This is a genomic window from Streptomyces sp. NPDC052040, from assembly GCF_044548405.1.
Classification (GTDB): Bacteria; Actinomycetota; Actinomycetes; order Streptomycetales; family Streptomycetaceae; genus Streptomyces.
On record NZ_JBIUBV010000006.1, the window covers coordinates 278715 to 300859 of the forward strand.

Here is a 22145-nt window from a genome sequence, read left to right on the forward strand (position 1 = left end):
GCCCTCGCGGCGGGGGGTGCGGCAGCATGGGGCGCCTACAGGTCCCCGGCGCCGTGCGCGCCGGTCCCGGCCTGCCCGTCCGTACGACCGAAAGGACCCCCATGACCGCGGCGCCGAAGCCCGAGATCCTGGCCGCTTTCGAGGCCGCGAAGGGCTTCATGCCGCTGCGTGAGGGGCTCGCGCTGTATGCGGCGGCCGTCGAGGCGGCGGCGCTCGGGCTGCCGCTGCTGGAGGTCGGCAGCTACTGCGGGCGCTCCACGGTCCTGCTCGCCGACGCGGCGCGCGCCGCGGGGGTGACCGCGCTCACGGTCGACCACCACCGCGGCAGCGAGGAGCAGCAGCCCGGCTGGGACTACCACGACCCGGAGACGGTCGACCCCGAGATCGGCCTGATGGACACCCTGCCCACCTTCCGGCGCACCCTGCACCGGGCGGGCCTGGAGGACCACGTGGTGGCGCTGGTCGGCCGTTCGCCGCAGGTGGCCGCGGTCTGGGGGAGCCCACTCGGCCTGGTCTTCGTCGACGGCGGCCACACCGACGAGCACGCGGGCGCCGACTACGAGGGCTGGGCCCCGCACGTGGCCGAGGGCGGTCTGCTGGTCATCCACGACGTCTTCCCCGAGCCGGAGGACGAGTTCACCGGCCAGGCGCCGTACCGGGTCTACCTCAGGGCCCTCGCGTCCGGCGAGTTCACGGAGGTCTCGGCGACCGACTCGCTGCGCGTCCTGCGGCGAACGCGGGCGGCGGCCGCGGCGCGCCGTTAGGGTCGGGGACATGTCGTACGTGGGACCGGACTTCGATGCCCCCGAACCCCGCCGCACCTGGCGCGGGCCGCTGAGGATCGCGGCCGCCGCGCTGGTTCCGGCCGCGCTGCTCGGCTGGCTGGTCTACGAGGCGGTGGCGGCGACCGGCGGAGGGCCGGCACCCCGCTCGGGGCCGCCCGCCGCCGCACCGGCCGGGGACGGCACGGCGTCCCCGTCCGGCGGTGGAGCGGCCGGTCCCGGCTCGCTCCGCGGCAAGGTCGTCCTCGTCGACCCGGGGCACAACCCGGGCAACTTCCGGCACACCGCCGAGATCAACCGCCCGGTGGACATCGGCTCCCACCACAAGGAGTGCGACACCACCGGCACCGCCACCAACGCCGGTTACACCGAGGCCCGGTTCACCCTGGACGTGGCCCGTCGGCTGCGCGCCCTGCTGGAACGGCAGGGCGCCACGGTGAAGTTCACCCAGGACGGCGACCGCCCCTGGGGGCCCTGTGTGGACGAGCGGGCCCGGATCGGCAACGCGGCGCACGCGGACGCGGCCGTCTCCGTCCACGCGGACGGCGCACCGCAGGGCGACCGCGGCTTCCATGTCATCCTCCCGGCCCCCCTGCACCAGGGCTCCGCGGACACCCGCCCCATCGTGGGTCCCTCGCGCGCGCTGGGCACCCGGATCCGGGACGGCTTCACCCATGCCACCGGCAGCCCGCTCTCCAACTACCAGGGCCACGGCACCGGTCTCGTCGTACGCGGCGATCTCGGCGGCCTCAACCTGTCGACGGTTCCCAAGGTGTTCATCGAGTGCGGCAACATGCGCGACAGTTCCGACGCCGCCCTGCTGACCAACGGCGCGTGGCGGCAGAAGGCGGCGCAGGGGATCTCTGAGGGAATCGTGAGTTTCCTGCACGAGTAGCTCCCGCCCGCGCCAACCGGGCGGACACCCCGACCGGGCGGACGATAGTGTCGTCCCTACGATGCGGGGCCGCCCGCGCGCCACACACCGCGGCCCGAGGGCGATACGGCGACAGCGACGCCTCCACCGACGACGAGACGACAGACGAAGGACCCGAAGTGAATATCCGCTCCCTCACTAGAGGCGACGGCGTGGTGATCGGTGCAGCGGTAGTGCTGTTCATCGCGTCGTTCCTCGATCTCACCGGCTGCGGCAGTGCCAGTGCGATCTGCGCCCAGCTCAACCTTCCCAACGCCTGGGACGACCTCGGGCTCGGGCTCGGCACCTACATGGCCGGGGTGGTCGGGGGCGCGCTGGTCGTGTTCACCCGGCTGCTCCCCGCGCCGCGCAAGGTCGCGGGCCTGGAGCCGGGAGCCTTCGGGACCGCGCTGACCGTCGCCGCCGCCTGGGTGCTGCTGTGGACGCTGATCGACGCCAACGAGGCGGGCGCCGGGCTCGTCCTCGGCTTCTTCGCCGCCCTGGTGATGGCCGCCGCCGCCATCGCCACCCCGCTCGTCCCGGCCCTCCAGACCGCTCTGGTCCCGGCCCCCAAGCCCGCCGCGCCCCAGCCCTACGGCGCGCAGCAGCCCCAGCCGGGCTACGGCTACCCGGGCGCCCAGCAGCAGCCCTACGGCGCCCAGCACCAGCCGACGCAGGCGTACGGCGGGCAGCCGCAGCCCGCGCCCGCCGCGGAGTTCTCGCCGTTCTGGTTCGCCGTGCCGGTGCCGCGCCCGCTCTACGCGGAGGACGGCTCGGCCGCGCCGATCGCCGAACTCGCCCCGGGCACCTGGTATCTGGCGGTCGAGCAGCGCGGCACCGCCCTGGTGGCACAGACCCAGGACGGCCGCCGCGGAGTGCTCCAGGACGCCAGCGGCATCCAGCGCGGCTGAGCCGCCGCCCCGGCCGCAACGGCCCCTCGCCCCTTCCGGGCGGGGGGCCGTCGTCGTAGAGTCGCCTCCCGACAGCACACCTGACGGCTCATCAGTCATGAGTGTCCGGAGGCAGGATGCGGCTGGGACTGGCACTCGGCTACTGGGGGCGCGGCCCCGCGGCGGACCACCTCGCCCTGGCGCAGGAGGCCGAACGGCTCGGCTACGCGTCGGTGTGGACCGCGGAGTCCTGGGGTTCGGACGCCTTCACCCCGCTGACCTGGATCGCCGCGCGGACCTCCCGGATCGGGCTGGGGACGGCGGTGGCCCAGATGGCGGCCCGCTCCCCCACCGCCACCGCGATGCACGCGCTCACCCTGGACCATCTCTCGGGCGGCCGGATGCTGCTCGGTCTCGGTCTGTCGGGGCCGCAGGTCGTCGAGGGCTGGTACGGGCGCCCCTTCCCGGCGTCCCCGCTGACCGCGACCCGGGAGTACGTCGATGTGGTCCGCCAGGTGCTGCGGCGCGAGGCGCCGGTGGTGCTGGAGGGCCGTTTCCACTCCCTGCCCTACCGGGGCGCGGACGGCACCGGGCTCGGAAAGCCGCTGAAGCCGGTCACCCATCCGCTGCGGGCGGGGCTTCCGGTGCTGCTGGGGGCGGAGGGGCCGCGGAATGTGGCGCAGACACTGCGGATCGCCGACGGCTGGCTGCCGCTGTACTGGTCGCCCACCCGCCCGGAGGCGTACGGGGTCTCACCGGCCGCGCTCCACGGGTCCGGCGGGGGCGAGCGCCCCTTCATGGTCGCGCCGATGGCCCGGGTCGCGGTCTGCGACGACGTGGGTGAGGGGCTGCTGCCGGTGAAGGCGATGCTCGCCTTCTACATCGGCGGGATGGGCCACGCGGCACGGAACTTCCACGCCGATCTGATGGCGCGCATGGGGTACGAGGAGGAGGCCCGGCGCATCCAGCGGCTGTTCCTGGCGGGCCGCCGCGAGGAGGCGGTGCGCGCGGTGCCCGACGCGTTCGCGGACGAGATCTCGCTCGTCGGACCGCGCGGACGGATCGCGGAGCGGCTGGAGCTGTGGCGCCGGGGCCCGGTCACGGATCTGCTGGCCGTGTCCCCCGACCCGGGCACCCTGCGCGTCCTGGCCGAGCTGAACTCGTAGCGGAGTCAGTCGACTTGGCGGCCGGGCCGCGGATTCATCCGCGGGCCAGCTGGGGGCCGGAGGGCACCTGGTCCCGCACCGGGACGCCCGAGCTCTTGCCCGCGTCCTTCAACTGCCGGATGACGGTGGTGAAGGTGCCGACGGCGGCACCGACCGCCTTTTCGTCGCCCTTGCGGAGCCTGGCCGGGAGGCCCCCCAGGGAGTCGAGGCCCGCGCTGAGCGGGGCCAGGGCCCGGGCCAGCACGGGGTCGCCCTGGGCGTTGTGCCGGGCGCCCTTGAGCCGGTGGATGGCGAAGGTGCCCGCGACGGCGGCCTGGAGCAGCGCGGCCGAGCGTCCCCGCGCGTCCTTCGCGAACGCGCCCGCCTTCCAGGGCTTCTCGATCCACTCCTGGACCGCCCCCGCCGCGAGCCCCGCGTCCAGCGTGAACCGGGACCTGGCGAGTTGCAGCCGCTCCACCGGGGTGGACGGGGAGGGCGAGGGGACCGTGATGTAGGCCGCCACCTGCCGGGCGGCGCTGCCCCGCCCGCAGGCGACGGCACCGGCGCACACGGTGGTGCTCAGGGCGAGCGCGAGGGCGAGGGTGCGTATCGGCACGGGCACGGGGTCCTCCGGTCGGGCGGGCGACGGCTCCACGGTCAGCCTCGCGCGTCCCGCCGGGCCGCGCCGCCCCGGGGCAGCCGATCGGGTGGTCCCCTTGTCCCGCAAGGGCTGTGCGGTCTTGGCGCGTTTCAATGGGTGGGGACGGGCAATCCGGAGGTCATGTCCCCTCGATATCGCAACGGCGCCAACGGAGCCGGCACGGTCATAGCGGTCGTCGCCGATGTCATGGCCCTCATCCTGGGCCTGTGGATTCTGATGTATCTGCTGGACGCCAACCCGGGCAACGCCCTGGTGGAGTTCGTCCACCACACCGCGCAGTGGCTGGCGGGCTGGTCACGCGACCTGTTCACCTTCGACGAGGCCTGGGCCCGGGTGGTCGCCGGATACGGTCTGGCCGCCGTGGTCTACCTCTTCGTCGGCCACGCCATCGCCAACCGCATCCAGCGCCACTGACCCGCGGTGCCCGGCACCGCCGGGCCCGCAGGTCCTAGTCGCAGCAGTCGGGATCCAGTCCCCGGGGCAGGCGGTCGCCGCCGAAGACCGCGCAGGTCGGCTCGTCGCCGCCGAGCGCCGCCACAGCCAGCAGCAGCGAACCCGCGGTCCAGGCGGTGAGTTCCTGCGGCCAGATCGCCTCGTCCTCGAAGACATAGCCCGTCCAGTACAGGCCCGACTCCGGGTCCCTCAGATGCTGGATGGACTGGAGGATCTCCAGAGCCCGGTCGGACTCGCCCATCGCCCACAGGGCCAGGGCGAGTTCGGCCGACTCGCCCCCGGTCACCCACGGGTTGGGCACCACGCAGCGCACCCCGAGGCCGGGTACCACGAAGCGGTCCCAGTCCCCCTCGATGCGCTCCTTGGCCTCCGCACCGGTCAGGGCGCCGCCGAGGACGGGGTAGTACCAGTCCATCGAGTAGCGGCCCTTGTCGAGGAACCGCTCCGGGTGCCGGCGCAGGGCGTGCCGCAGCGCGCCGACCGCCAACTCCCAGTCCGGCTGCGGCTCCTCGCGCTGCTCGGCGATCGCCAGGGCGCAGCGCAGCGCGTGGTGGACGGAGGAGCTGCCGGTCAGCAGCGCGTCCGCGGTGTCCGTGCCGTCCTCGTCGCGCTTCCAGCCGACCTGCCCGCCGGGCTGCTGGAGTCCGAGTACGAACTCCACGGCGGAGTACACGGTGGGCCACATCCGGTCGAGGAACGTGTCGTCCCCGGTGGCCAGATAGTGGTGCCAGACGCCTACGGCCACATAGGCGACGAAGTTGGTCTCGCGGCCGTGGTCGGTGATGTGCTCCGGGTCGCCGTCGGCGTAGGCCGCGTACCAGGAGCCGTCCTCGTTCTGGTGCCGGGACAGCCAGAGGTAGGCCCGCTCGGCCGCCGTGTGCTCCCCGGCCGCGTCGAGCGCCATGGCGGCCTCGACATGGTCCCAGGGGTCGAGGTGGTGGCCGCGGAACCACGGGATGGCGCCGTCCTCCCGCTGTACGGCGAGGATTCCGCCGACGGTCGCGGCGGCCTGCTCGGCGGTGAGGACCCCGGGCAGGACGAGGTGTTCCGTCCGGGGGGTGGTCACTGGGCGGCCGCCTCGAAGGACTCGGCGGGCCGGGCGTCGCCGGGCAGGTGCGGCTTGGTCGCGTAGGCCACGAAGCTCTTGCCGATCAGCGGGTTCAGGGCCTGTTCGGCGAGCCGGGTGGCGAGCGGCTTCTTCATGATGTCCCAGACGAGGAGCTTGTGGTACGCGCGCACCGGCAGCGCCTTGTCGTTGTCCACGCCGAAGGCGCACTTCAGCCACCAGTAGGGCGAGTGCAGTCCGTGCGCGTGGTGGGTGCCGTACGGCTTCAGGCCCGCCTCCCGCATCTTGGCGAGCAGTTCGTCGGCCCGGTAGATGCGGATGTGGCCGCCCTCCACCTCGTGGTAGGCGTCGGACAGGGCCCAGCAGACCTTCTCGGGGCCGTAGCGCGGCACGGTGATGGCGATCCGGCCGCCCGGCTTGAGCACCCGGACCATCTCCGCCAGGACGCCCTTGTCGTCCGGGATGTGCTCCATGACCTCGGAGATGATCACGACGTCGAAGGAGGCGTCGGGGAAGGGCAGGGCGAGGGCGTCGCCCTCCATGGCGGTCGCGGTGGCTCCCGCGGGGGCCTCACCGGCCTCCTTCATCGCCGCGAACCAGGTGGCAACCTCGCGGATCTCCTCGGCGTTGCGGTCCAGGGCCACCACCTGTGCGCCGCGCCGGTAGCACTCGAAGGCGTGCCGTCCGGCACCGCAGCCGAGGTCCAGGACACGGTCGCCGGGGGCGAGCGGGAACCGGGAGAAGTCGACGGTCAGCACGTGGCCCTGCTTTCGCGGTTGGAATCGACGTCGGTCACTCGTGCGGCGGCCGCCCCGACGGCGGCGGCACCGCCCGCGGCGGCCCGGGCGGCGGACGGCGCCGTCCCTCCGGCCGCGGCCGGGGGCCCGCCCGGGGCGCGCCCGGGGGACGCGAGAGCGCGGGGAGCGGCGGCGATCGCCTCGCGGTACCGCGCCACCGTGCCCTCCGCGGCCCTGGCCCAGGTGAAGCGGCGCAGCACCCGTTCCCGGCCCGCCGCGCCCAGCCGGGCCCGGAGCCGCGGGTCGCCGAGCAGCCGGTTCAGGGCGGCGGCCAGCGCACCCGCGTCACCGGGCGGCACCGCGAGGCAGGTCTCGCGGTCGGGCCCGGCGACCTCCGGTATGGCGCCGCCGGTGGTGGCGACCAGCGGGGTGCCGGTGGCCATCGCCTCGGCCGCGGGCAGCGAGAAGCCCTCGTACAGCGAGGGCACGCAGGCCACTTCGGCCGAGCGGACCAGGTCGACCAGTTCCGCGTCGGAGATGCCCTTGACGAACTCGACGGCGCCGTCGAGCCCGTACCGCTCGATCGCCTGGGCGACCGGGCCGTCCTCGGCGCGCTTGCCGACGACGACGAGATGCGCCCCGGGGTGCTCGGTGCGCACCTTGGCGAGCGCCTCGATCAGGAAGACGAGCCCCTTGAGCGGCACATCCGCGCTGGAGGTGGTCACGATCCGGCCCGGCACCTGCGGCACCGAGGAATCCGGCGAGAAGAGGTCGGTGTCGGCGCCGATGTGCACGACATGGACGCGGTCCGCCTCGACGCGCAGATGGTCCACGATCTCCTGGCGGGAGGTGCCGGACACGGTGAGCACCGAGGGCAGCCGCCGCGCGACCCGCTTCTGCATCCGGGTGAAGGCGTACCAGCGCCGGACGGACGCCCGCCGCCGCCATCCCCCGGCCGCGTCCAGCTCCAACTGCCGGTCCACGGTGATGGGGTGGTGGATCGTGGTGACCAGCGGCGCGCCGACGTCGCCCAGCAGGCCGTAGCCGAGGGTCTGGTTGTCGTGGACCACGTCGAAGTCGCCGCGGCGGGCGCGCAGATGGCGGCGGGCGCGCAGCGAGAAGGTCAGCGGTTCGGGGAAGCCGCCGGTCCACATGGTGCCGACCTCGACGGCGTCGATCCAGTCCCGGAACTCCTCGCGCCGCGGGGTGCGGAAGGGGTCGGGCTGGCGGTACAGGTCGAGGCTGGGGAGTTCCGTGAGGGACAGGCCGTGCAGGTCCTCGCCCTCGTCGAGCACGGGGTAGGGCTGGGCGCCGATGACCTCGACCCGGTGGCCGAGCCGGGCCAGCTCACGGGAGAGGTGCCGGACGTAGACGCCCTGGCCGCCGCAGAACGGGTTTCCCTTGTACGTCAGGAGGGCGATGCGCAGCGGGCGTTCCCCGTCCGCTGCCGAGCCCTCCTGGGGGCCTGCCAGCCTGGCCTCAGCGGTCACTCCCGGCCCCTTCTCCCTGCTATTTCCCGCGAGACTACGACGGGACGGTAACCTAGAACAAGTTTCAGACTTGATCGTTGAAGAGGCTCTGAATCTACCGGCAGGTAAGGGCCGAGTGAGCGGTGGATCAGGTGATTCGCGCCACGGCGCGGAGCCCTGCCGTCCTGTGCGGTCACTCGCCCTCACCGACTGTCACGGAACACGGAACGGGACCCATGCCAGCGGAAGCCAAGGTGCCATCCAGTACCGCGCGACCGGCGGCGCAGCCGGCCTCGCCGCCGCTCACCGAGCGCCAGGAGGCGCGTCGGCGCCGGATCCTGCACGCGAGCGCACAGCTGGCCGGGCGGGGCGGTTTCGACGCGGTGCAGATGCGGGAAGTCGCGGAGTCCTCCCAGGTGGCCCTGGGCACGCTGTACCGCTACTTCCCGTCGAAGGTGCATCTGCTGGTCGCGACCATGCAGGACCAGCTGGAGCAGTTGCACCGCACCCTCGGGAAGAAGCCCCCGGCCGGGCGGACGGCCGCCGAGCGGGTGGCGGAGACCCTGATGCGCGCCTTCCGGGCGTTGCAGCGCGAGCCGCATCTCGCCGACGCCATGGTCCGTGCGCTGACCTTCGCGGACCGCAGTGTCTCGCCGGAGGTGGACCAGGTGTCCCGGCAGACGACGGCGATCATCCTGGACGCGACGGGGATCGCGGATCCGGGTCCCGAGCAGCTGGCCGCGGTGCGGGTGATCGAGCACACCTGGCACTCGGCGCTGATCACCTGGCTGTCCGGCCGGGCGTCGATCGCCCAGGTCAGGATCGACATCGAGACGGTGTGCCGCCTGATCGACCTCACGGAACCGGCGGCATCCGGGGATCCCGGGGCATGAAAATGACCTACGAGACGAGTTCCGACCGTTGTCCGATCTCTCGATCTTCCAACGCCCTGCTCGACCGTCGATGTCGGCCCAAGCGGAAATCAAAACTTCACGCCGAAGTCGGCTACTCCGGTTGAGCACCTTCACTCATCCCGTAGGCACTTTTCAGTGTAATCACCGCTCCTCCGGATGGAAGACCCCAGATCAAGATTCTTTGGGCATTTACGGACAAAGCGCCCCACCCTCTCAGGCCCCTTGATCGTCCGGCGGGAACACCGCCTCCCCGGTCCCGGCCAGCGTGATCGCGATCGCCTCCACCGGGCAGTTCTCCGCCGCGTCGAGGACCGGCTCCCCCGCGTCCGCGTCCGGCGCGACGGGGTGGGACTGCCGGGCGGAGTCGAGGCGGAAGGCGCCGGGGGCCCGGTGCACGCACTGGGTGGACCCGATGCAGAGGGTGCGGTCGACCTCGATGTGCCAGCGGTCGCCCATGCCCTACGCCTCCTCGTACCCGGAGGGCAGATGGACCGTCTGGTACTCCAGGAACTCGTCGTGGCCCTCCGGCCCGAACTCCCTGCCGAGCCCGGAGTTCTTGCGGCCGCCGAAGGGGCCCAGCATGTCGAGGCTGAAGGTGTTCACCGAGTACGAGCCGGTCCGCACCTGCCGGGCGATCCCGATGCCGTGCTCGACGTCCGCGGTCCACACGCTGCCGCTCAGCCCGTAGTCGGAGTCGTTGGCGATCCGCACGGCCTCGCTCTCGTCGCCGTACGGCAGCAGGCAGACGACGGGGCCGAAGATCTCCTCGCGGGCGATGCGCATGCCGTTGCCGACCTCGCCGAAGAGGGTCGGCTCCACATACCAGCCGCGGTCCCGGGACGCGGGCCGTCCCCCGCCCACGAGGAGCTTGGCGCCCTCCTCCTGGCCGGTCCGGATGTAGTCGAGGCTGCGCCGCCGCTGGCGTTCGGTCACCAGCGGGCCGACCTGGGTGGCCGGGTCGAGCGGGTCGCCGACCACCAGGGCGGCCGCGGCGGCGGCGAAGGCGTCGGCGAACTCGTCGTAGCGCGAGCGGGGCAGCAGGATCCGGGTCTGGGCGACACACGCCTGCCCGTTGTTCATCCAGGCGGCCGGGACGATCCCCGCCACGGTGGCCGCGAGGTCCGCGTCGGGCAGCACCACGGCCGCCGACTTGCCGCCCAGTTCCAGGGTCACCCGGGTCAGATTCCGTGCGGCGACCTCCATCACACGCTTCCCGGCCGCCACCGAACCGGTGAAGGACACCCGGTCAACGCCGGGGTGCCCGACGAGGTACTCGCTCACCTCGCGGTCCGCGGGCAGGATCGACAGCACACCGTCCGGCAGCCCGGCCTCGCGGGCGATCTCCCCGAGGACATAGGCGTCGAGGGGGGCCTCGGGCGACGGCTTGAGCACCACCGTGCAGCCCGCGAGCAGCGCGGGCGCGAGCTTGGCGGCGGCGGTGAACTGCGGGACGTTCCACGGCACGACGGCCGCCACCACCCCGACCGGCTCGCGCCGCACCAGGATCTTCCCGAGGACGCCGTTCCGCCGCTCCTCGCGGGGGTGGTCCCGGGCAACGGTGACGGCCGCGTCCCAGACCATCATCGCGCCGAGCGCCTGCGCGAGGACGCTCCAGGAGTACGGGGAGCCGTTCTCGGCGGAGATCAGCCGGGCCAGTTCCTCGTGGCGCGCGGCGATCCCGTCCTTGATCCTGGTCACCACCGCGATCCGCTCGTCGGGCGTCGCCCGGGGCCAGGGCCCTTCGTCGAAGGCGCGGCGAGCGGCGGCGACGGCCCGGTCGACGTCCCCGCGCGAGGCGCCCGGCACCCGCCCGAGGAGTTCCTCGGTGTGCGGGGAGACCACCTCGATGACGTCCTTGCCCAGGGGATCGGTCAACTCCCCGCCGATGAACAGCTGTCCGTGCTCCACGAGATCGGTCATGGCCGACTGCCTCCCCGGACTGTTGCCGATGCCCCATCACCCTGCATGGTCTCGACGTTCCCGACCCTCGCACCTGATGGAGCATCAGATATGGTCGACACCGGCAGTGTTACCAGTTCCCGCCGACGGAGTCCACGGGCGGGGGACGGGTACCGGCGGACGGCGACGGGGGGCACCATGGCGCGGACGGCCGATCACGGCGGGGGCGTACGGTCCCTCCGGGTTCCCATCCCGGACAACCCCCTCGGCCACACCCTGGTCCACGTCGTGGACACCGGCCGCGGCCCGGTGCTGATCGACACGGGCTGGGACGACCCACTCTCCTGGGACGCCCTGACCGAGGGACTGGCCGCCTGCGGCACCACGGTCGCGGAGGTCCACGGGGTGGTGATCACCCATCACCATCCCGACCACCACGGCCTCTCGGGCCGGGTCCGGGAGGCCTCCGGCGCCTGGATCGCGATGCACCCGGCGGACACCGCGGTGGTCCGGAGCGCCCAACGCACGCAACCGGCGCACTGGTTCGGCTTTCTGCGCGCCCGGCTCGCGGCCGCGGGCGCCCCCGAGGAGCATCTCGCACCGCTGCGGGCACCGCGCCCGCTGCCCGGCTTCTCCCCCGCCCTGCCCGACCGCGCGATCGTCCCCGGTGAGCTGCTCGACCTCCCGGGGCGGCGGCTGCGCGCGATCTGGACCCCCGGGCACACGCCCGGTCATGTCTGCCTCCACCTGGAGGAGGAGCACCCGGCCGGGCTCCCGGGCCGGGGCCGCCTGTTCTCCGGGGATCATCTGCTGCCCGGAATCACCCCGCACATCGGCCTGTACGAGGACCCGGACGACACCACCGCGGCCGCCGACCCGCTCGGCGACTACCTGGACTCACTGGAACGCGTCGGCCGCCTCGAGCCCGCCGAGGTGCTCCCGGCCCACCAGCACCCCTTCACCGACGCGCCCGCCCGGGTCCGGGAGCTGCTGGCCCACCACGAGGAGCGGCTGACCGCCCTGCGCGCCCTCCTCAACACCCCGCTGACCCCCTGGGGACTCGCCGAGCGCATGACATGGAACCGCCCCTGGTCGCGGCTCCCCCACGGCTCCCGCACCATCGCGGTCTTCGAGGCGGAGGCCCATCTCCGCCGACTGGTGAAGCTGGGCCGGGCGGAGCCGGTACCGGGGACCGGGCCGGTGGCGTATACGGCCGCGTAGGCCCCGGGCCCGGCGACGCACGCGACCGGCGGCAGGAACCCCCGCGTCCCGCGGCCCACCCCGGACCCCTCGCACCCGCCCCGGAACCCCCGCGTCCTGTTCCCTCCACGGGCCACCGGGGACCCTTCCCACCGGCGGGTACAGTAGCCGGGTCGTCCTCACATCCGTACGAGGGAAAGCCGGTGCGAATCCGGCGCTGACCCGCAACCGTGAGCCTCCCCGGGGGGCGAGCCGGGATGCCGCGTACGGGCCGTGACCGGCTCACGCACCGGCAGCCCGCCGGTGCCCGCACCGTCGAGGTCCACGGAGCCGAGCCGCCCGGGGGAAGTGCCCCGTGCTGCCTGCTCCCGGACGCCAAGGGAGAGGCACCCCCGATCATGATCGTTCGCCGTAGCGCCGCGGTGGTCGCCGCCATAGCCGCCGTAGCCGGGGCACCCGCCACCTCGGCCTTCGCCGCCTCCCCCTCCCCGTCCGCCCCGGCGTCCCACCCGTCCGGGCTCTACGGCACCACCGACCCCACCTACGACGGCGTCTGGCGCCAGTCGCTCGCCCTGCTGGCCCAGCACACGTCCGGGGTGAAGCCCGCCGAAGCCGCGGTGGACTGGCTGACCGGCCAGCAGTGCGCGAACGGCGCGTTCGCCCCCTACCGCGCGCAGCCCACCGCCGCCTGCGACGCCAAGACGCCCGTCGACACCAACAGCACCGCGGCGGCCGTCCAGGCCCTCGCCGCGCTCGGCGGCCACGACGGCGCGACCACAAAGGCGGTGTCCTGGCTGAAGTCCGTGCAGAACAAGGACGGCGGCTGGGGCTACACCGCGGGAGGCGCGAGCGACGCCAACTCCACGTCCGTGGTGATCGGCGCCCTCACGGCGACGGGCGGCCGGCCGCAGGACGTCCGCAAGGGCGGCGGCTCCCCCTACGACGCGCTGCTGAAGCTGGCCCTCCCCTGCGACGGCGACGGGGCGGGCGCCTTCGCCTTCCAGCCCGACAAGAAGGGCGCCCTCACCGCCAACGCGGACGCGACGGCCGCGGCCGTGGCCGGCGCGCTCGGCAAGGGGCTGGCCGGGGAGGCCGCGAAGCCCGCCGGTGCCGCCCCGGCGTGCGCCAAGGCCACCGACCCGCAGGGCGCCGCGCGCAACGGCGCCGCGTACCTCCTCAAGGCCCTGGCCAAGGACCAGCATCTGCTGTCGGCCCTGCCCGGCGCCAAGGACCAGCCCGACTACGGCAACACCGCGGACGCGGTCGTCGCCCTCGCCACGGCCGGCCAGGCCGGGCGCGCGGCGGGCGCCCTGAGCTGGCTGGAGTCCCACGCCGGGCCGTGGGCGCGGCAGAGCGGCCCCGCCGCGTACGCCGAGCTGATCCTCGCCGCGCACGCGGCGGGCGGCGACCCGCGTCACTTCGGCGGCACCGACCTGGTCGCCGCGCTCAACGCGACGGGCCCGGCGCCGCAGGCCGCCGCGCAGGCGGAGAAGTCGAAGAAGAGCGACTCGGACTCCGGTTTCGGTGTCTGGTGGACCGTCGGCGTCTTCCTCGTCGCGGGCATCGGCATCGGCTTCCTGCTCAGCGGCCGCCGCAACCGGCAGCAGCCGTGATCCGCGCCCGCACGGGCGCCCCGTCCTTCACCGCCCGGCCCCTCGCCCTCCCCTTCCTCCTGCTCCTGACGGTGTGCGTACTGCTGGGGAGCGCGGGCGGTGCCCAGGCCGTCGGCTACCGCTACTGGTCCTTCTGGGAGCGCAGCGGCACCCCCTGGACGTACGCCACCGAGGGCCCCTCGACCAGCCGCCCCGCCGACGGTGACGTCCAGGGCTTCCGGTTCGCGGTGAGCGCGGACTCCGCGGATGCCGCAAGGCCCCGCGGCCGCGCGGACTTCGCGGCGATCTGCGCCGGGACGCCCGCGCGCGGCGGCCAGAAGCGCGTGGCCCTGGTCCTCGACTTCGGCACCCCGGCGGACGCCCCCTCCGGTGAGCGTCCGCCCGCCCCGCGCTCGGTCTGCGCCCGGGTGCCCGGGGACGCGACGACCGCGGACGCGCTGGCCGCGGTCGCGGGCCCGCTGCGCTACGACACCAACGCCCTGCTCTGTGCGATAGCGGGCTACCCCGCCAAGGGCTGCGGCGAGCAGGTGGCCTCGGGCCAGGACCACGGCCGGACCGGGGGCAAGGACGACGGCGACCGGGCGGACGGCCCGGCGCACCACGGCCCCTCCGTCGGCGTCTGCACAGGCGTCGCCGTGGTGGCCGTGCTGGGCATCGCGGCGGCGGCCCGGGCGCGCCGCCGCCGGGGCTGACGGTGGCGTCCCGGCCCGGCCGCGGCCGGGGAGCCGTGCACCCGGGCGCCTGGTGGCTGTGGGCCCTGGGCCTGGCCACCGCCGCCACCCGCACCACCAACCCGCTGCTGCTGGCCCTGCTGATCGCGGTGTCGGCGTATGTCGTGGCGGCCCGCCGCACCAGCGCCCCCTGGTCGCGTTCCTACGCCGCCTTCGCCCGGCTCGGCCTCGCCGTGCTCGTCGTCCGGCTGCTGTTCACCGTCGTCCTCGGCTCCCCGATCCCCGGCGCCCACACCCTGTTCACCCTGCCCGAAGTCCCGCTCCCGCACTGGGCGCAGGGCATCCGCCTGGGCGGCCGGGTCACCGCGGAGAGCCTGGTCTTCGCCCTGTACGACGGTCTGCGGCTGGCCACCCTGCTGCTCTGCGTGGGTGCCGCGAACGCCCTCGCCAACCCGGCCCGGCTGCTCAAGGCGCTTCCCGGCGCGCTCTACGAGGCGGGCGTGGCGGTCGTCGTCGCACTCACCTTCGCCCCGCATCTCGTGGCGGACGTACGGCGGCTGCGCGCGGCCCGGCGGCTGCGCGGGCGGCCCGACCGGGGGCTGCGGGGGCTGCTCCAGGTCGGACTGCCGGTGCTGGAGGGCGCGTTGGAGCGTTCGGTGGCGCTCGCCGCCGCGATGGACGCGCGCGGTTTCGGCCGTACCGCCGCGGTACCGCCCGCCGTCCGCCGCACCACCACCGCGCTCACCCTGGGCGGGCTGCTGGGCGTCTGCGCGGGCACCTACGGTCTGCTGACCGCGGAGGGCACCGCCTACGGTCTGCCCGTGCTGCTCGCCGGTCTGGCCGCCGCCCTCGCCGGTCTGCGGCTCGGCGGCCGCCGCTCCCCGCGCACCCGCTACCGCCCCGACGTCTGGGACGCCCGGGCCTGGCTGGTCGCGGGCTCCGGCATCGCCGCGGCCGTCCTGCCCTCCGTCTGGGCCGCCTACGACCCCGCCGCCCTGCACCCCGGTGTCGTCCCCCTGACCGCACCGGCACTGCCGCTGCTGCCCGCGGCGGCGATGCTGCTCGGTCTGCTGCCCGCCGTCGTCACCCCCGCCCCCGAGGAGGCGCCGTGATCCGCTTCGAGCATGTCTCCGTGACCTACGACGGGGCCGCCGAGCCCGCGGTGCGGGACATCGGCTTCGAGGTCCCCGAGGGCGAACTCGCCCTGCTGGTCGGCCCGTCCGGGGTCGGCAAGTCGACCGTGCTCGGCGCGGTGAACGGACTGGTCCCGCACTTCACCGGCGGCACCCTGCGCGGCCGGGTCACGGTGGCCGGACGCGACACCCGGGCGCACCGGCCGCGCGAACTCGCCGATGTGGTGGGCTCGGTGGGGCAGGATCCGCTGTCCCATTTCGTCACGGACACCGTCGAGGACGAACTCGCCTACGGAATGGAGTCGTTGGGGCTCGCCCCGGAGGTGATGCGGCGGCGGGTGGAGGAGACCCTCGATCTGCTCGGACTGACCGGTCTGCGCAACCGGCCGATCGCCACCCTCTCCGGCGGCCAGCGGCAGCGGGTGGCGATCGGCTCGGTGCTCACCCCGCATCCGCGGGTCCTGGTGCTCGACGAGCCGACGTCCGCGCTGGACCCGGCGGCGGCCGAGGAGGTCCTCGCCGTGCTGCAACGGCTGGTCCACGACCTGGGCACCACGGTCCTGCTGGCCGAACACCGCCTGGAGCGGGTGGTGCACTACGCCGACCGGGTCGTCCTGCTGCCCGCCCCCGGCGCCCGCCCGGTGCTCGGCACCCCGGCGGAGGTGATGGCGGTCTCCCCGGTGTACCCGCCGGTGGTGGCCCTCGGCCGCCTGGCCGGCTGGTCCCCGCTCCCCCTGACCATCCGCGACGCCCGCCGCCGCGCGGGGGCCCTGCGCGACCAACTGGCCCCGCGGACCCCCGCGACGAAGCCCCCCGCCCCCACGACCACGGCCGAGGCCCCCGGCCCCGAGGCTCCCACCGCCGTAGTGGAGGGACTGGCGGTCCGCCGCGGCCGGGTCGAGGCCCTGCGCCAGGTCGACCTCACCGTCGGCCCGGGTGAGGCCGTCGCCCTGATGGGACGCAACGGCGCCGGGAAGTCCACCCTGCTCGCCGCGCTGGTCGGGCTCCTCGCACCGGACCGCGGCCGGGTACGGGTCGGCGGCGCCGTACCGCACCGCACCAGGCCGCCCGAACTGGTGCGCCGCGTGGGCCTCGTACCGCAGGAGCCCCGGGACCTGCTCTACGCGGACACGGTGGCCGCCGAGTGCGCGGCGGCCGACCGGGACGCGGGCGCCGCCCCGGGCAGCTGCCGGGCCCTGGTGTCCGACCTGCTGCCGGGCGTCGCCGACGGCACCCACCCCAGGGACCTGTCGGAGGGCCAGCGGCTGGCCCTCGCGCTCGCCGTCGTCCTGACGGCCCGCCCCCCGCTGCTGCTCCTGGACGAGCCCACGCGCGGTCTGGACTACGCGGCGAAGGCCCGTCTGGTGACCGTGCTCCGCGGTCTCGTCGCCGAGGGCCACTCCCTGGTCCTGGCCACCCACGATGTGGAACTCGCCGCCGAACTCGCCCACCGCGTGGTGATCCTCGCGGACGGCGAGGTGGTCGCCGACGGCCCCGCCGCCGAGGTGGTCGTCGCCTCCCCCTCCTTCGCCCCCCAGGTCGCGAAGGTCCTCGCCCCGCAGCCATGGCTCACCGTGGCCCAGGTGAGGGAGGCCCTGTCCGCATGACCCACCCCGAACCGGACCCGCCCACGACCACCCCGACGCCACCACCGGCCGTCCCGGCCCCCGCCGCCGCACCGACCGGCGTGGGGGTGATGCCGGTGGCGCAGGCACGCCCCGTCCGCCTCGGCCCCCGTTCCGTCGTCGCGCTGCTGCTGGTGAGCGCGGTCGGGGTCGCCGGTTTCACCTGGCCCCTGTTCGCCGATCCCGCCTCCGGGCTCGGCGCGCACGCCCAGGACGCCCCCTGGCTCTTCGCCGGTCTGCTGGTGCTGCTCGTCGCCGTCGTGGCGGCCGCGATCTCCGAGTCGGGGCTCGGCCCGAAGGCCGTGGCCATGCTGGGCGTGCTCGCCGCGACCGGCGCCGCGCTGCGGCCGATCGGCGCCGGTACCGCGGGCCTGGAGCCGATGTTCTTCCTCATGGTCCTGAGCGGCCGGGTCCTCGGCCCCGGCTTCGGCTTTGTGCTCGGCAATGTGACGATGTTCGCCTCCGCGCTGCTGACCGGCGGTGTCGGCCCCTGGCTGCCGTTCCAGATGCTGGCCATGGGGTGGTTCACCCTGGGCGCGGGACTGCTGCCGGGCCCCGACCGGTGGCGGGGCCGGGGCGAGGTGGCGCTGCTCGCCGCATACGGTTTCCTCGCGTCGTTCGCCTACGGCACGGTGATGAACCTGGCGGGCTGGCCCTTCATGGGCGCACTGGCCTCGAACATCGCCTACGACCCGCATGCCGGACTCGCCGCCAACCTGGCCCGCTTCCTCGCCTACTGCCTGGCCACCTCCCTGGGCTGGGACCTGGGCCGCGCCGTACTGACGGTCGTCCTGACCTGCTTCCTCGGCCGGACCGTCCTCAAGGCCCTACGCCGGGCAACCCGCCGAGCAGCCTTCGACAGCCCAGTGGCCTTCGACAGCCCGGCCTCCTCCGAAGACCCGGGGTCAGCTTCGGAACGAGCCGGGCCGACGCCGTCGGTTTAGGGCTCCACGGCACCGGTCGACATACTGCCCGCCGCTGCCGGTCACGGTCCCGGCGCTCACTGCTCCCAGGCAGTATCGGACTCTCGTGGACGACTCTCGGCAGTGGCTTGTACACGCTCGTCCACGTGCTTGCCGGTGTCGAGTTCCCTCCAGGCGCGGAACATCATGTTCACCAGGACGACGGCGAAATAAAGAGCTGAGCCAGCGAGGAGTACTGCTGGGCCGCCGAAAGCTCCGACCAGGACCCCGGCGAGCATTCCACCGAAGGGGATACCCGCGTATGCCATGGCGTCCGCGATGCCTCCGACTCGGCCGAGCATGTCTCGGGGGATGCGTTGCAGGACCGCTGCTCCCAGGACGGGGTTGAGGAGGCCTTCTGCGAAACCACTGATCGCGATGACGACGAACACCCAGCTCACGGGTACGTCGAGGCCAAGGATGAGGAACCTGGGGCCGCCAGCGATCAGAAGGGCGCCGAGAAAGACGGCTCGGCGAGGCAGCCGGTGGGCAAACGCGGCGGCTACGGCGCTGCCGACGATCGCGGCAACAGCCAGTATGCCGCCGAGCGATCCCACGAGTTGCGCCCCACGACCGTGGCCCTCGGCCCATACAGGCAGCAGCACAGTGGAGAAGGCGGTGTCCAGCAGTCCGAGCAAGGCGAGCAGAGCTATAGCCGTCATCAGAAGGTGATCTCCGCGCAGAAAGCGGAATCCTTCTGCCATGCTCGCGAGGTATGTGCGCCACCATGCCGGCCCCGGGCTCTGCACATCCGGAGATGATTTACCCACGTCGTTGGCAGGGCGGGGAATCATGAAGGCCACGATCAATGAGCCGACAAGGAAGAGTAGCCCGTTGATGCCTAACGCCGCCTGGGGACCACCCGCTGCCACGAGCCATCCCCCGCCGGTCAGGCCGATGATCGCGGCTCCTTGCTGAATAGTGCCGGAGAAACCGGTTGCGCGGGACAGGGGCACGCGTGCAAGTTCAGCGGCCTCGGGCACCATGGTTTCTTTCGCGAGATCTCCGGGTGCGCGGGCGGCTCCGATGATGGTGACCAGGACCAGGAGCACGGGGAATGACAGCCCGTCGGCCCAGTGCAGCAAGGGTACGGTGCACAGAGCAGAAGCGCTCACGACATCGGCAACCCATGAAGCGCGTCGCGCTCCGACGTGATCGACCACCGAGCCGAGAAGCAATTTGCCCGCGACATAGGGAAGAAGCTGACAGAAACTCACCAGGCCTGTTTGGGCCGCACTTCCCGTGAGGGTCAATACATACCAAGGCAGCGCGACGGCCGAGCTGCGTGATGAGGTGAGTGCCACTGCCAGTGCGGACAGGACGCCGGTCAGGGGGCGAAGGGAGCGGCTCTGTGGGTGCTGACTGATGTCGTCGGTGCCCGTGCTCTTCATCGGGTACCTGCCCGGGACGTCGTGGACTGCCAGGCCCGGAGCATGGCGGGAATGACGGGACTGGGCGAGACACCGACCTCCCGGCCCAGTAGGCGCTCATAGCGTCGAAACCGCATGTGGGCCTCGGCGATCTCGCCTACCCGCAGACAGGCTTCGATCGCGATTCGTCTCGGGGCTTCCCGGAACTCGTGGACTTCGGCCGCGACGTCCCCGACCTCGACGGCCGCGAGGTACGTGCCATGGCGTAACAGGGTCTCCGCCATAGCCTCCAGCGCCTGACCCCGCTGCACGTCCCACTCATTGCGCATCGGCTCAACGCAGGCAACGTCGATGTCACTCAGCAGTGGTCGGCGCAGGACCTGCCAGTCGTCCGGGAGTGGACGTGTGGCGGTTCGTGGCCAGCGTTGTACATCCCGCAGCACTCCGAGAGCGGCGTGGTAGTCCACCTCCACGTCGGAGGCCAGAGCGATGCTCGCGTGTTGCACATCGAGCAGACGCTTCCCCGTTGCCTCGTGCAGCCTGAACACAAGCTGACGGAGCCTGGCCCGTGCTCGCCACTGTGGTGTCTCCGGAAAGAGGTCGCTGGCCAGCCGGTCCCGGCTGAGCGGCTCCTCGTGCGCAGCGACCGCAGCAACGAGTCTCTTTTGCGACGGCCCTAACGGCACGGGAAATCCGCCGTCAAGGCATATGAAGTCGGACAGCATGACGAGCTTGAGCACCCTTTTCTCCCCCATCTCACAACGCATGCAGAACGTGGCATGATGCATCAATTTTCCAGCCACTACAAGACCGTTTGATCAAGGTTGGCCGAAAAGCCACACCCCTGCGGCGCCGACCATGAACACGACCGACCGGCACGTTGTAAATCGGTGAGAAGTAGTTTTGACCTGCGGACATAACGCCCGGCTTACGTCGGCGGGCGCCCAGTGCGACGGCGCCGATACGGTACGGCTCCTAGCGTCTTCTCGTCGGCTCGTTCGGAGCCGGCACCACCAGCTCGCACGCCGTGTGCGAGCCGAACACTCTGGAGGGGACATGAACAACGAGCTGACGGTTCAGCAGGTGGATGGCGAGCTGATCGAGGTCGTCGAGACCGAGGGCGAGACTCTCACGATCCTCGACCGCAACGGCGTGTGCTGACCTCTTTCACGGATCCCGGGGGTGCCGATCTTTTCGGCACCCCCGTTTCCTTCTCTTCGGGCCAAAAGGATGTGGCATGCACAATCGCACCTATCACCCCTCGCCGTTCATGCGCCTTGGAGCGGAGGAGTTCGTCAACGCACGTGGCCAACGAGTCGTTCCGGCAGCTCGCTCCGACAGCACAGCCCTCTTCCTGATCCCGTCCGACGTCGCGCGACTGCTGGGCACGCAGGAAATTGATACGACACGCCTCTCGGATACGACACTCCAGTCACTTGTCCGGCGGGGCCTCATCACCGACGACACGCACGCAACACGCAGCGCGCACTACGAGAAAATGCACATAGCCGCCAACGACAGAAGCACGAGATCATTCACTCTATTTCCCACATCGTATTGCAACATGGGCTGCGAGTACTGTGGTCAGGAACACCGGAAACAGTCGCTGAACACCCGCCACCGGCTGGCCGTCCTCGGCCGGATTCGCAACGTTGCTCAATCCGAGGGGTTGCAACGGATCAACCTGGGCTGGTTCGGCGGCGAGCCGTTGATGGCATACAACACCATCCGGGAGATGAGTAGGCAGATCATCTCTTTCTGCTCGGAAAGTTCCGTCTCATATACAGCGAGTATCGTAACCAACGGAGCGCTGCTCACCGCACGGAAGCTGGATACTCTGGTGAATCAGTGTGCGGTCACGCGATTCAATATCACCATTGACGGGCCGGAAGGTGTTCATGATGCGCACCGCCCCCTCAAGAGCGGCGCGAAGTCCTATCGCCGCCTGACCAGCCTTCTGGCGGAAGCCACGCAGAACCCGGAACTGGATTCGGCGTCATTTGTGTTACGCACCAACATCGACGTCGAAAATTGCGACTACATCGATGAGTACTTGAAGGAGATGGCTGATCTCGGCTTTTCAGGTAAGCGCAATGTCATCTTCCAGCTCGTGCCCATCCATAGCTGGGGAAACGACGTGGAGAAGCGGCGCGTAGGGCGGGATAAATATTTGCGGCGCGAGGTTGAATGGCTCGCCCTCATGCAGCGCCTGGGGCTGCAGACGACTCTGCTTCCCGGAGGCGTCAGGGCAAAGACCTGCAGTGCAGTGGGACCCGGCAGCGAGGTCATCCTCACAGACGGCAATGTGTTTTCCTGCACCGAACAGCCCCTGGTTCCTTCTCTGGAATCTGAAAGTCGACTCGCTCACGTCGATAATCTACAGCTGGGCGATCTGCGGCCAGCGGGTGCCTATGACTCGTGGAACGACTCCGTGGCTTCCGGAGGAATCCCCTGCTCCACTTGCTGGTTGCTGCCGGCTTGCGGGGGGAGCTGCCCGAAACTGTGGGCCGAGGGCGAAGTTCCCTGCCCCAGCATCAAGTTCAATATCACTGACAGGCTCTCCCTTGCCGCAAAGGAGTACGGACTTCAGCCGATCGGCGCCTTCACGCCGGATGGTGACTGACCGATCGCCATGAATCCCA

21 protein-coding genes and 1 riboswitch are annotated in these 22145 nt (G+C 72.3%); of the genes, 13 read left to right on the forward strand and 8 right to left on the reverse strand.

From position 1 onward, the window contains the following. The first annotated feature begins 101 nt into the window (after positions 1 to 101). The 4 genes from ACIHAA_RS15700 (at position 102) to ACIHAA_RS15715 (ending at position 3751) form a co-directional block, all read left to right on the forward strand. Entirely contained in the window at positions 102 to 764 is a 663-nt protein-coding gene (locus ACIHAA_RS15700) for a class I SAM-dependent methyltransferase (protein WP_399817232.1), read from the forward strand. Between the two features lie 10 nt (positions 765 to 774). Further along, positions 775 to 1677 carry an N-acetylmuramoyl-L-alanine amidase gene (locus ACIHAA_RS15705; RefSeq protein ID WP_399817233.1) on the forward strand — a complete coding sequence of 301 codons (903 nt, stop codon included), beginning with the start codon at positions 775 to 777 and terminating at the stop codon, positions 1675 to 1677. 158 nt (positions 1678 to 1835) lie between these two features. Beyond that, entirely contained in the window at positions 1836 to 2606 is a 771-nt protein-coding gene (locus tag ACIHAA_RS15710; protein WP_399817236.1) for a DUF5336 domain-containing protein, read from the forward strand. A gap of 116 nt (positions 2607 to 2722) precedes the next feature. Then, positions 2723 to 3751, forward strand: a complete 1029-nt coding sequence (locus ACIHAA_RS15715; RefSeq protein WP_399817238.1) for an LLM class F420-dependent oxidoreductase — start codon at positions 2723 to 2725, stop codon at positions 3749 to 3751. A gap of 34 nt (positions 3752 to 3785) precedes the next feature. Here ACIHAA_RS15715 and ACIHAA_RS15720 read toward each other — a convergent pair whose 3' ends face one another. Further along, entirely contained in the window at positions 3786 to 4346 is a 561-nt protein-coding gene (locus tag ACIHAA_RS15720; protein ID WP_399817239.1) for a hypothetical protein, read from the reverse strand. A gap of 165 nt (positions 4347 to 4511) precedes the next feature. Here ACIHAA_RS15720 and ACIHAA_RS15725 point away from each other — a divergent pair, with 165 nt between their 5' ends. Next, on the forward strand, positions 4512 to 4805 hold the full coding sequence (locus ACIHAA_RS15725; RefSeq protein WP_399817241.1) for a hypothetical protein: 294 nt from the start codon (positions 4512 to 4514) through the stop codon (positions 4803 to 4805). A gap of 34 nt (positions 4806 to 4839) precedes the next feature. Here the strand turns inward: ACIHAA_RS15725 and ACIHAA_RS15730 are convergent, their stop codons facing one another. From ACIHAA_RS15730 to ACIHAA_RS15740, 3 genes are read right to left on the reverse strand one after another with little or no spacing between them, the layout of a single operon-like run. Beyond that, positions 4840 to 5910, reverse strand: coding sequence for a prenyltransferase (locus tag ACIHAA_RS15730; RefSeq protein WP_399817243.1), 1071 nt, complete (start codon positions 5908 to 5910; stop codon positions 4840 to 4842). Continuing rightward, complete coding sequence (locus tag ACIHAA_RS15735) at positions 5907 to 6668, reverse strand: methyltransferase domain-containing protein (RefSeq protein ID WP_399817245.1); 762 nt, start codon at positions 6666 to 6668, stop codon at positions 5907 to 5909. Before ACIHAA_RS15735 ends, ACIHAA_RS15730 begins: the two co-directional genes overlap by 4 nt. After that, on the reverse strand, positions 6662 to 8137 hold the full coding sequence (locus ACIHAA_RS15740; protein WP_399817247.1) for a glycosyltransferase family 4 protein: 1476 nt from the start codon (positions 8135 to 8137) through the stop codon (positions 6662 to 6664). The genes ACIHAA_RS15735 and ACIHAA_RS15740 overlap by 7 nt, the downstream gene beginning before the upstream one ends. Before the next feature lie 215 nt (positions 8138 to 8352). Between ACIHAA_RS15740 and ACIHAA_RS15745 the strand changes: the two genes are divergently transcribed. Beyond that, positions 8353 to 9009 (forward strand): TetR family transcriptional regulator, encoded by a 657-nt coding sequence (locus ACIHAA_RS15745; RefSeq protein WP_399817249.1) that lies wholly within the window; start codon positions 8353 to 8355, stop codon positions 9007 to 9009. Positions 9010 to 9243: 234 nt separating this feature from the next. Here the strand turns inward: ACIHAA_RS15745 and ACIHAA_RS15750 are convergent, their stop codons facing one another. Together ACIHAA_RS15750 and ACIHAA_RS15755 are read right to left on the reverse strand one after the other, a co-directional pair. Then, entirely contained in the window at positions 9244 to 9486 is a 243-nt protein-coding gene (locus ACIHAA_RS15750) for a ferredoxin (RefSeq protein WP_399817251.1), read from the reverse strand. A gap of 3 nt (positions 9487 to 9489) precedes the next feature. Then, on the reverse strand, positions 9490 to 10950 hold the full coding sequence (locus tag ACIHAA_RS15755) for an aldehyde dehydrogenase (protein WP_399817254.1): 1461 nt from the start codon (positions 10948 to 10950) through the stop codon (positions 9490 to 9492). Positions 10951 to 11127: 177 nt separating this feature from the next. Here ACIHAA_RS15755 and ACIHAA_RS15760 point away from each other — a divergent pair, with 177 nt between their 5' ends. The 6 genes from ACIHAA_RS15760 (at position 11128) to ACIHAA_RS15785 (ending at position 18115) form a co-directional block, all read left to right on the forward strand. Continuing rightward, positions 11128 to 12150 (forward strand): MBL fold metallo-hydrolase, encoded by a 1023-nt coding sequence (locus tag ACIHAA_RS15760; protein ID WP_399817256.1) that lies wholly within the window; start codon positions 11128 to 11130, stop codon positions 12148 to 12150. A gap of 135 nt (positions 12151 to 12285) precedes the next feature. Then, a riboswitch (cobalamin riboswitch) is annotated at positions 12286 to 12412 on the forward strand. 115 nt (positions 12413 to 12527) lie between these two features. After that, on the forward strand, positions 12528 to 13742 hold the full coding sequence (locus ACIHAA_RS15765; RefSeq protein ID WP_399817257.1) for a prenyltransferase/squalene oxidase repeat-containing protein: 1215 nt from the start codon (positions 12528 to 12530) through the stop codon (positions 13740 to 13742). Continuing rightward, positions 13742 to 14434, forward strand: a complete 693-nt coding sequence (locus tag ACIHAA_RS15770) for an SCO2322 family protein (protein WP_399817434.1) — start codon at positions 13742 to 13744, stop codon at positions 14432 to 14434. Before ACIHAA_RS15765 ends, ACIHAA_RS15770 begins: the two co-directional genes overlap by 1 nt. Then, complete coding sequence (locus ACIHAA_RS15775; protein ID WP_399817436.1) at positions 14431 to 15525, forward strand: energy-coupling factor transporter transmembrane component T; 1095 nt, start codon at positions 14431 to 14433, stop codon at positions 15523 to 15525. The genes ACIHAA_RS15770 and ACIHAA_RS15775 overlap by 4 nt, the downstream gene beginning before the upstream one ends. Beyond that, entirely contained in the window at positions 15522 to 17153 is a 1632-nt protein-coding gene (locus ACIHAA_RS15780; RefSeq protein ID WP_399817258.1) for an ABC transporter ATP-binding protein, read from the forward strand. Before ACIHAA_RS15775 ends, ACIHAA_RS15780 begins: the two co-directional genes overlap by 4 nt. Before the next feature lie 89 nt (positions 17154 to 17242). Further along, the gene (locus ACIHAA_RS15785) at positions 17243 to 18115 is read left to right on the forward strand and encodes an ECF transporter S component (protein ID WP_399817439.1); all 873 of its coding nucleotides are present in this window, start codon (positions 17243 to 17245) and stop codon (positions 18113 to 18115) included. 56 nt (positions 18116 to 18171) lie between these two features. Here the strand turns inward: ACIHAA_RS15785 and ACIHAA_RS15790 are convergent, their stop codons facing one another. Together ACIHAA_RS15790 and ACIHAA_RS15795 are read right to left on the reverse strand one after the other, a co-directional pair. Beyond that, on the reverse strand, positions 18172 to 19524 hold the full coding sequence (locus ACIHAA_RS15790) for an MFS transporter (RefSeq protein WP_399817260.1): 1353 nt from the start codon (positions 19522 to 19524) through the stop codon (positions 18172 to 18174). Beyond that, positions 19521 to 20243: a BTAD domain-containing putative transcriptional regulator gene (locus ACIHAA_RS15795; RefSeq protein ID WP_399817261.1), complete on the reverse strand. Its 723-nt coding sequence runs from the start codon at positions 20241 to 20243 to the stop codon at positions 19521 to 19523. The genes ACIHAA_RS15790 and ACIHAA_RS15795 overlap by 4 nt, the downstream gene beginning before the upstream one ends. A 497-nt stretch (positions 20244 to 20740) precedes the next feature. Here ACIHAA_RS15795 and ACIHAA_RS15800 point away from each other — a divergent pair, with 497 nt between their 5' ends. Then, positions 20741 to 22126 (forward strand): radical SAM protein, encoded by a 1386-nt coding sequence (locus ACIHAA_RS15800; protein WP_399817264.1) that lies wholly within the window; start codon positions 20741 to 20743, stop codon positions 22124 to 22126. Positions 22127 to 22145: the final 19 nt, after the last annotated feature.

Coding starts and splice junctions, on each gene's coding strand:
- ACIHAA_RS15700 (WP_399817232.1), top strand. CDS start 102: ATGACCGCGGCGCCGAAGCCCGAGATCCTGGCCGCTTTCGAGGCCGCG.
- ACIHAA_RS15705 (WP_399817233.1), top strand. CDS start 775: ATGTCGTACGTGGGACCGGACTTCGATGCCCCCGAACCCCGCCGCACC.
- ACIHAA_RS15715 (WP_399817238.1), top strand. CDS start 2,723: ATGCGGCTGGGACTGGCACTCGGCTACTGGGGGCGCGGCCCCGCGGCG.
- ACIHAA_RS15725 (WP_399817241.1), top strand. CDS start 4,512: ATGTCCCCTCGATATCGCAACGGCGCCAACGGAGCCGGCACGGTCATA.
- ACIHAA_RS15745 (WP_399817249.1), top strand. CDS start 8,353: ATGCCAGCGGAAGCCAAGGTGCCATCCAGTACCGCGCGACCGGCGGCG.
- ACIHAA_RS15750 (WP_399817251.1), bottom strand. CDS start 9,486: ATGGGCGACCGCTGGCACATCGAGGTCGACCGCACCCTCTGCATCGGG.
- ACIHAA_RS15755 (WP_399817254.1), bottom strand. CDS start 10,950: ATGACCGATCTCGTGGAGCACGGACAGCTGTTCATCGGCGGGGAGTTG.
- ACIHAA_RS15760 (WP_399817256.1), top strand. CDS start 11,128: ATGGCGCGGACGGCCGATCACGGCGGGGGCGTACGGTCCCTCCGGGTT.
- ACIHAA_RS15765 (WP_399817257.1), top strand. CDS start 12,528: ATGATCGTTCGCCGTAGCGCCGCGGTGGTCGCCGCCATAGCCGCCGTA.
- ACIHAA_RS15785 (WP_399817439.1), top strand. CDS start 17,243: ATGCCGGTGGCGCAGGCACGCCCCGTCCGCCTCGGCCCCCGTTCCGTC.
- ACIHAA_RS15790 (WP_399817260.1), bottom strand. CDS start 19,524: ATGAAGAGCACGGGCACCGACGACATCAGTCAGCACCCACAGAGCCGC.
- ACIHAA_RS15800 (WP_399817264.1), top strand. CDS start 20,741: ATGCACAATCGCACCTATCACCCCTCGCCGTTCATGCGCCTTGGAGCG.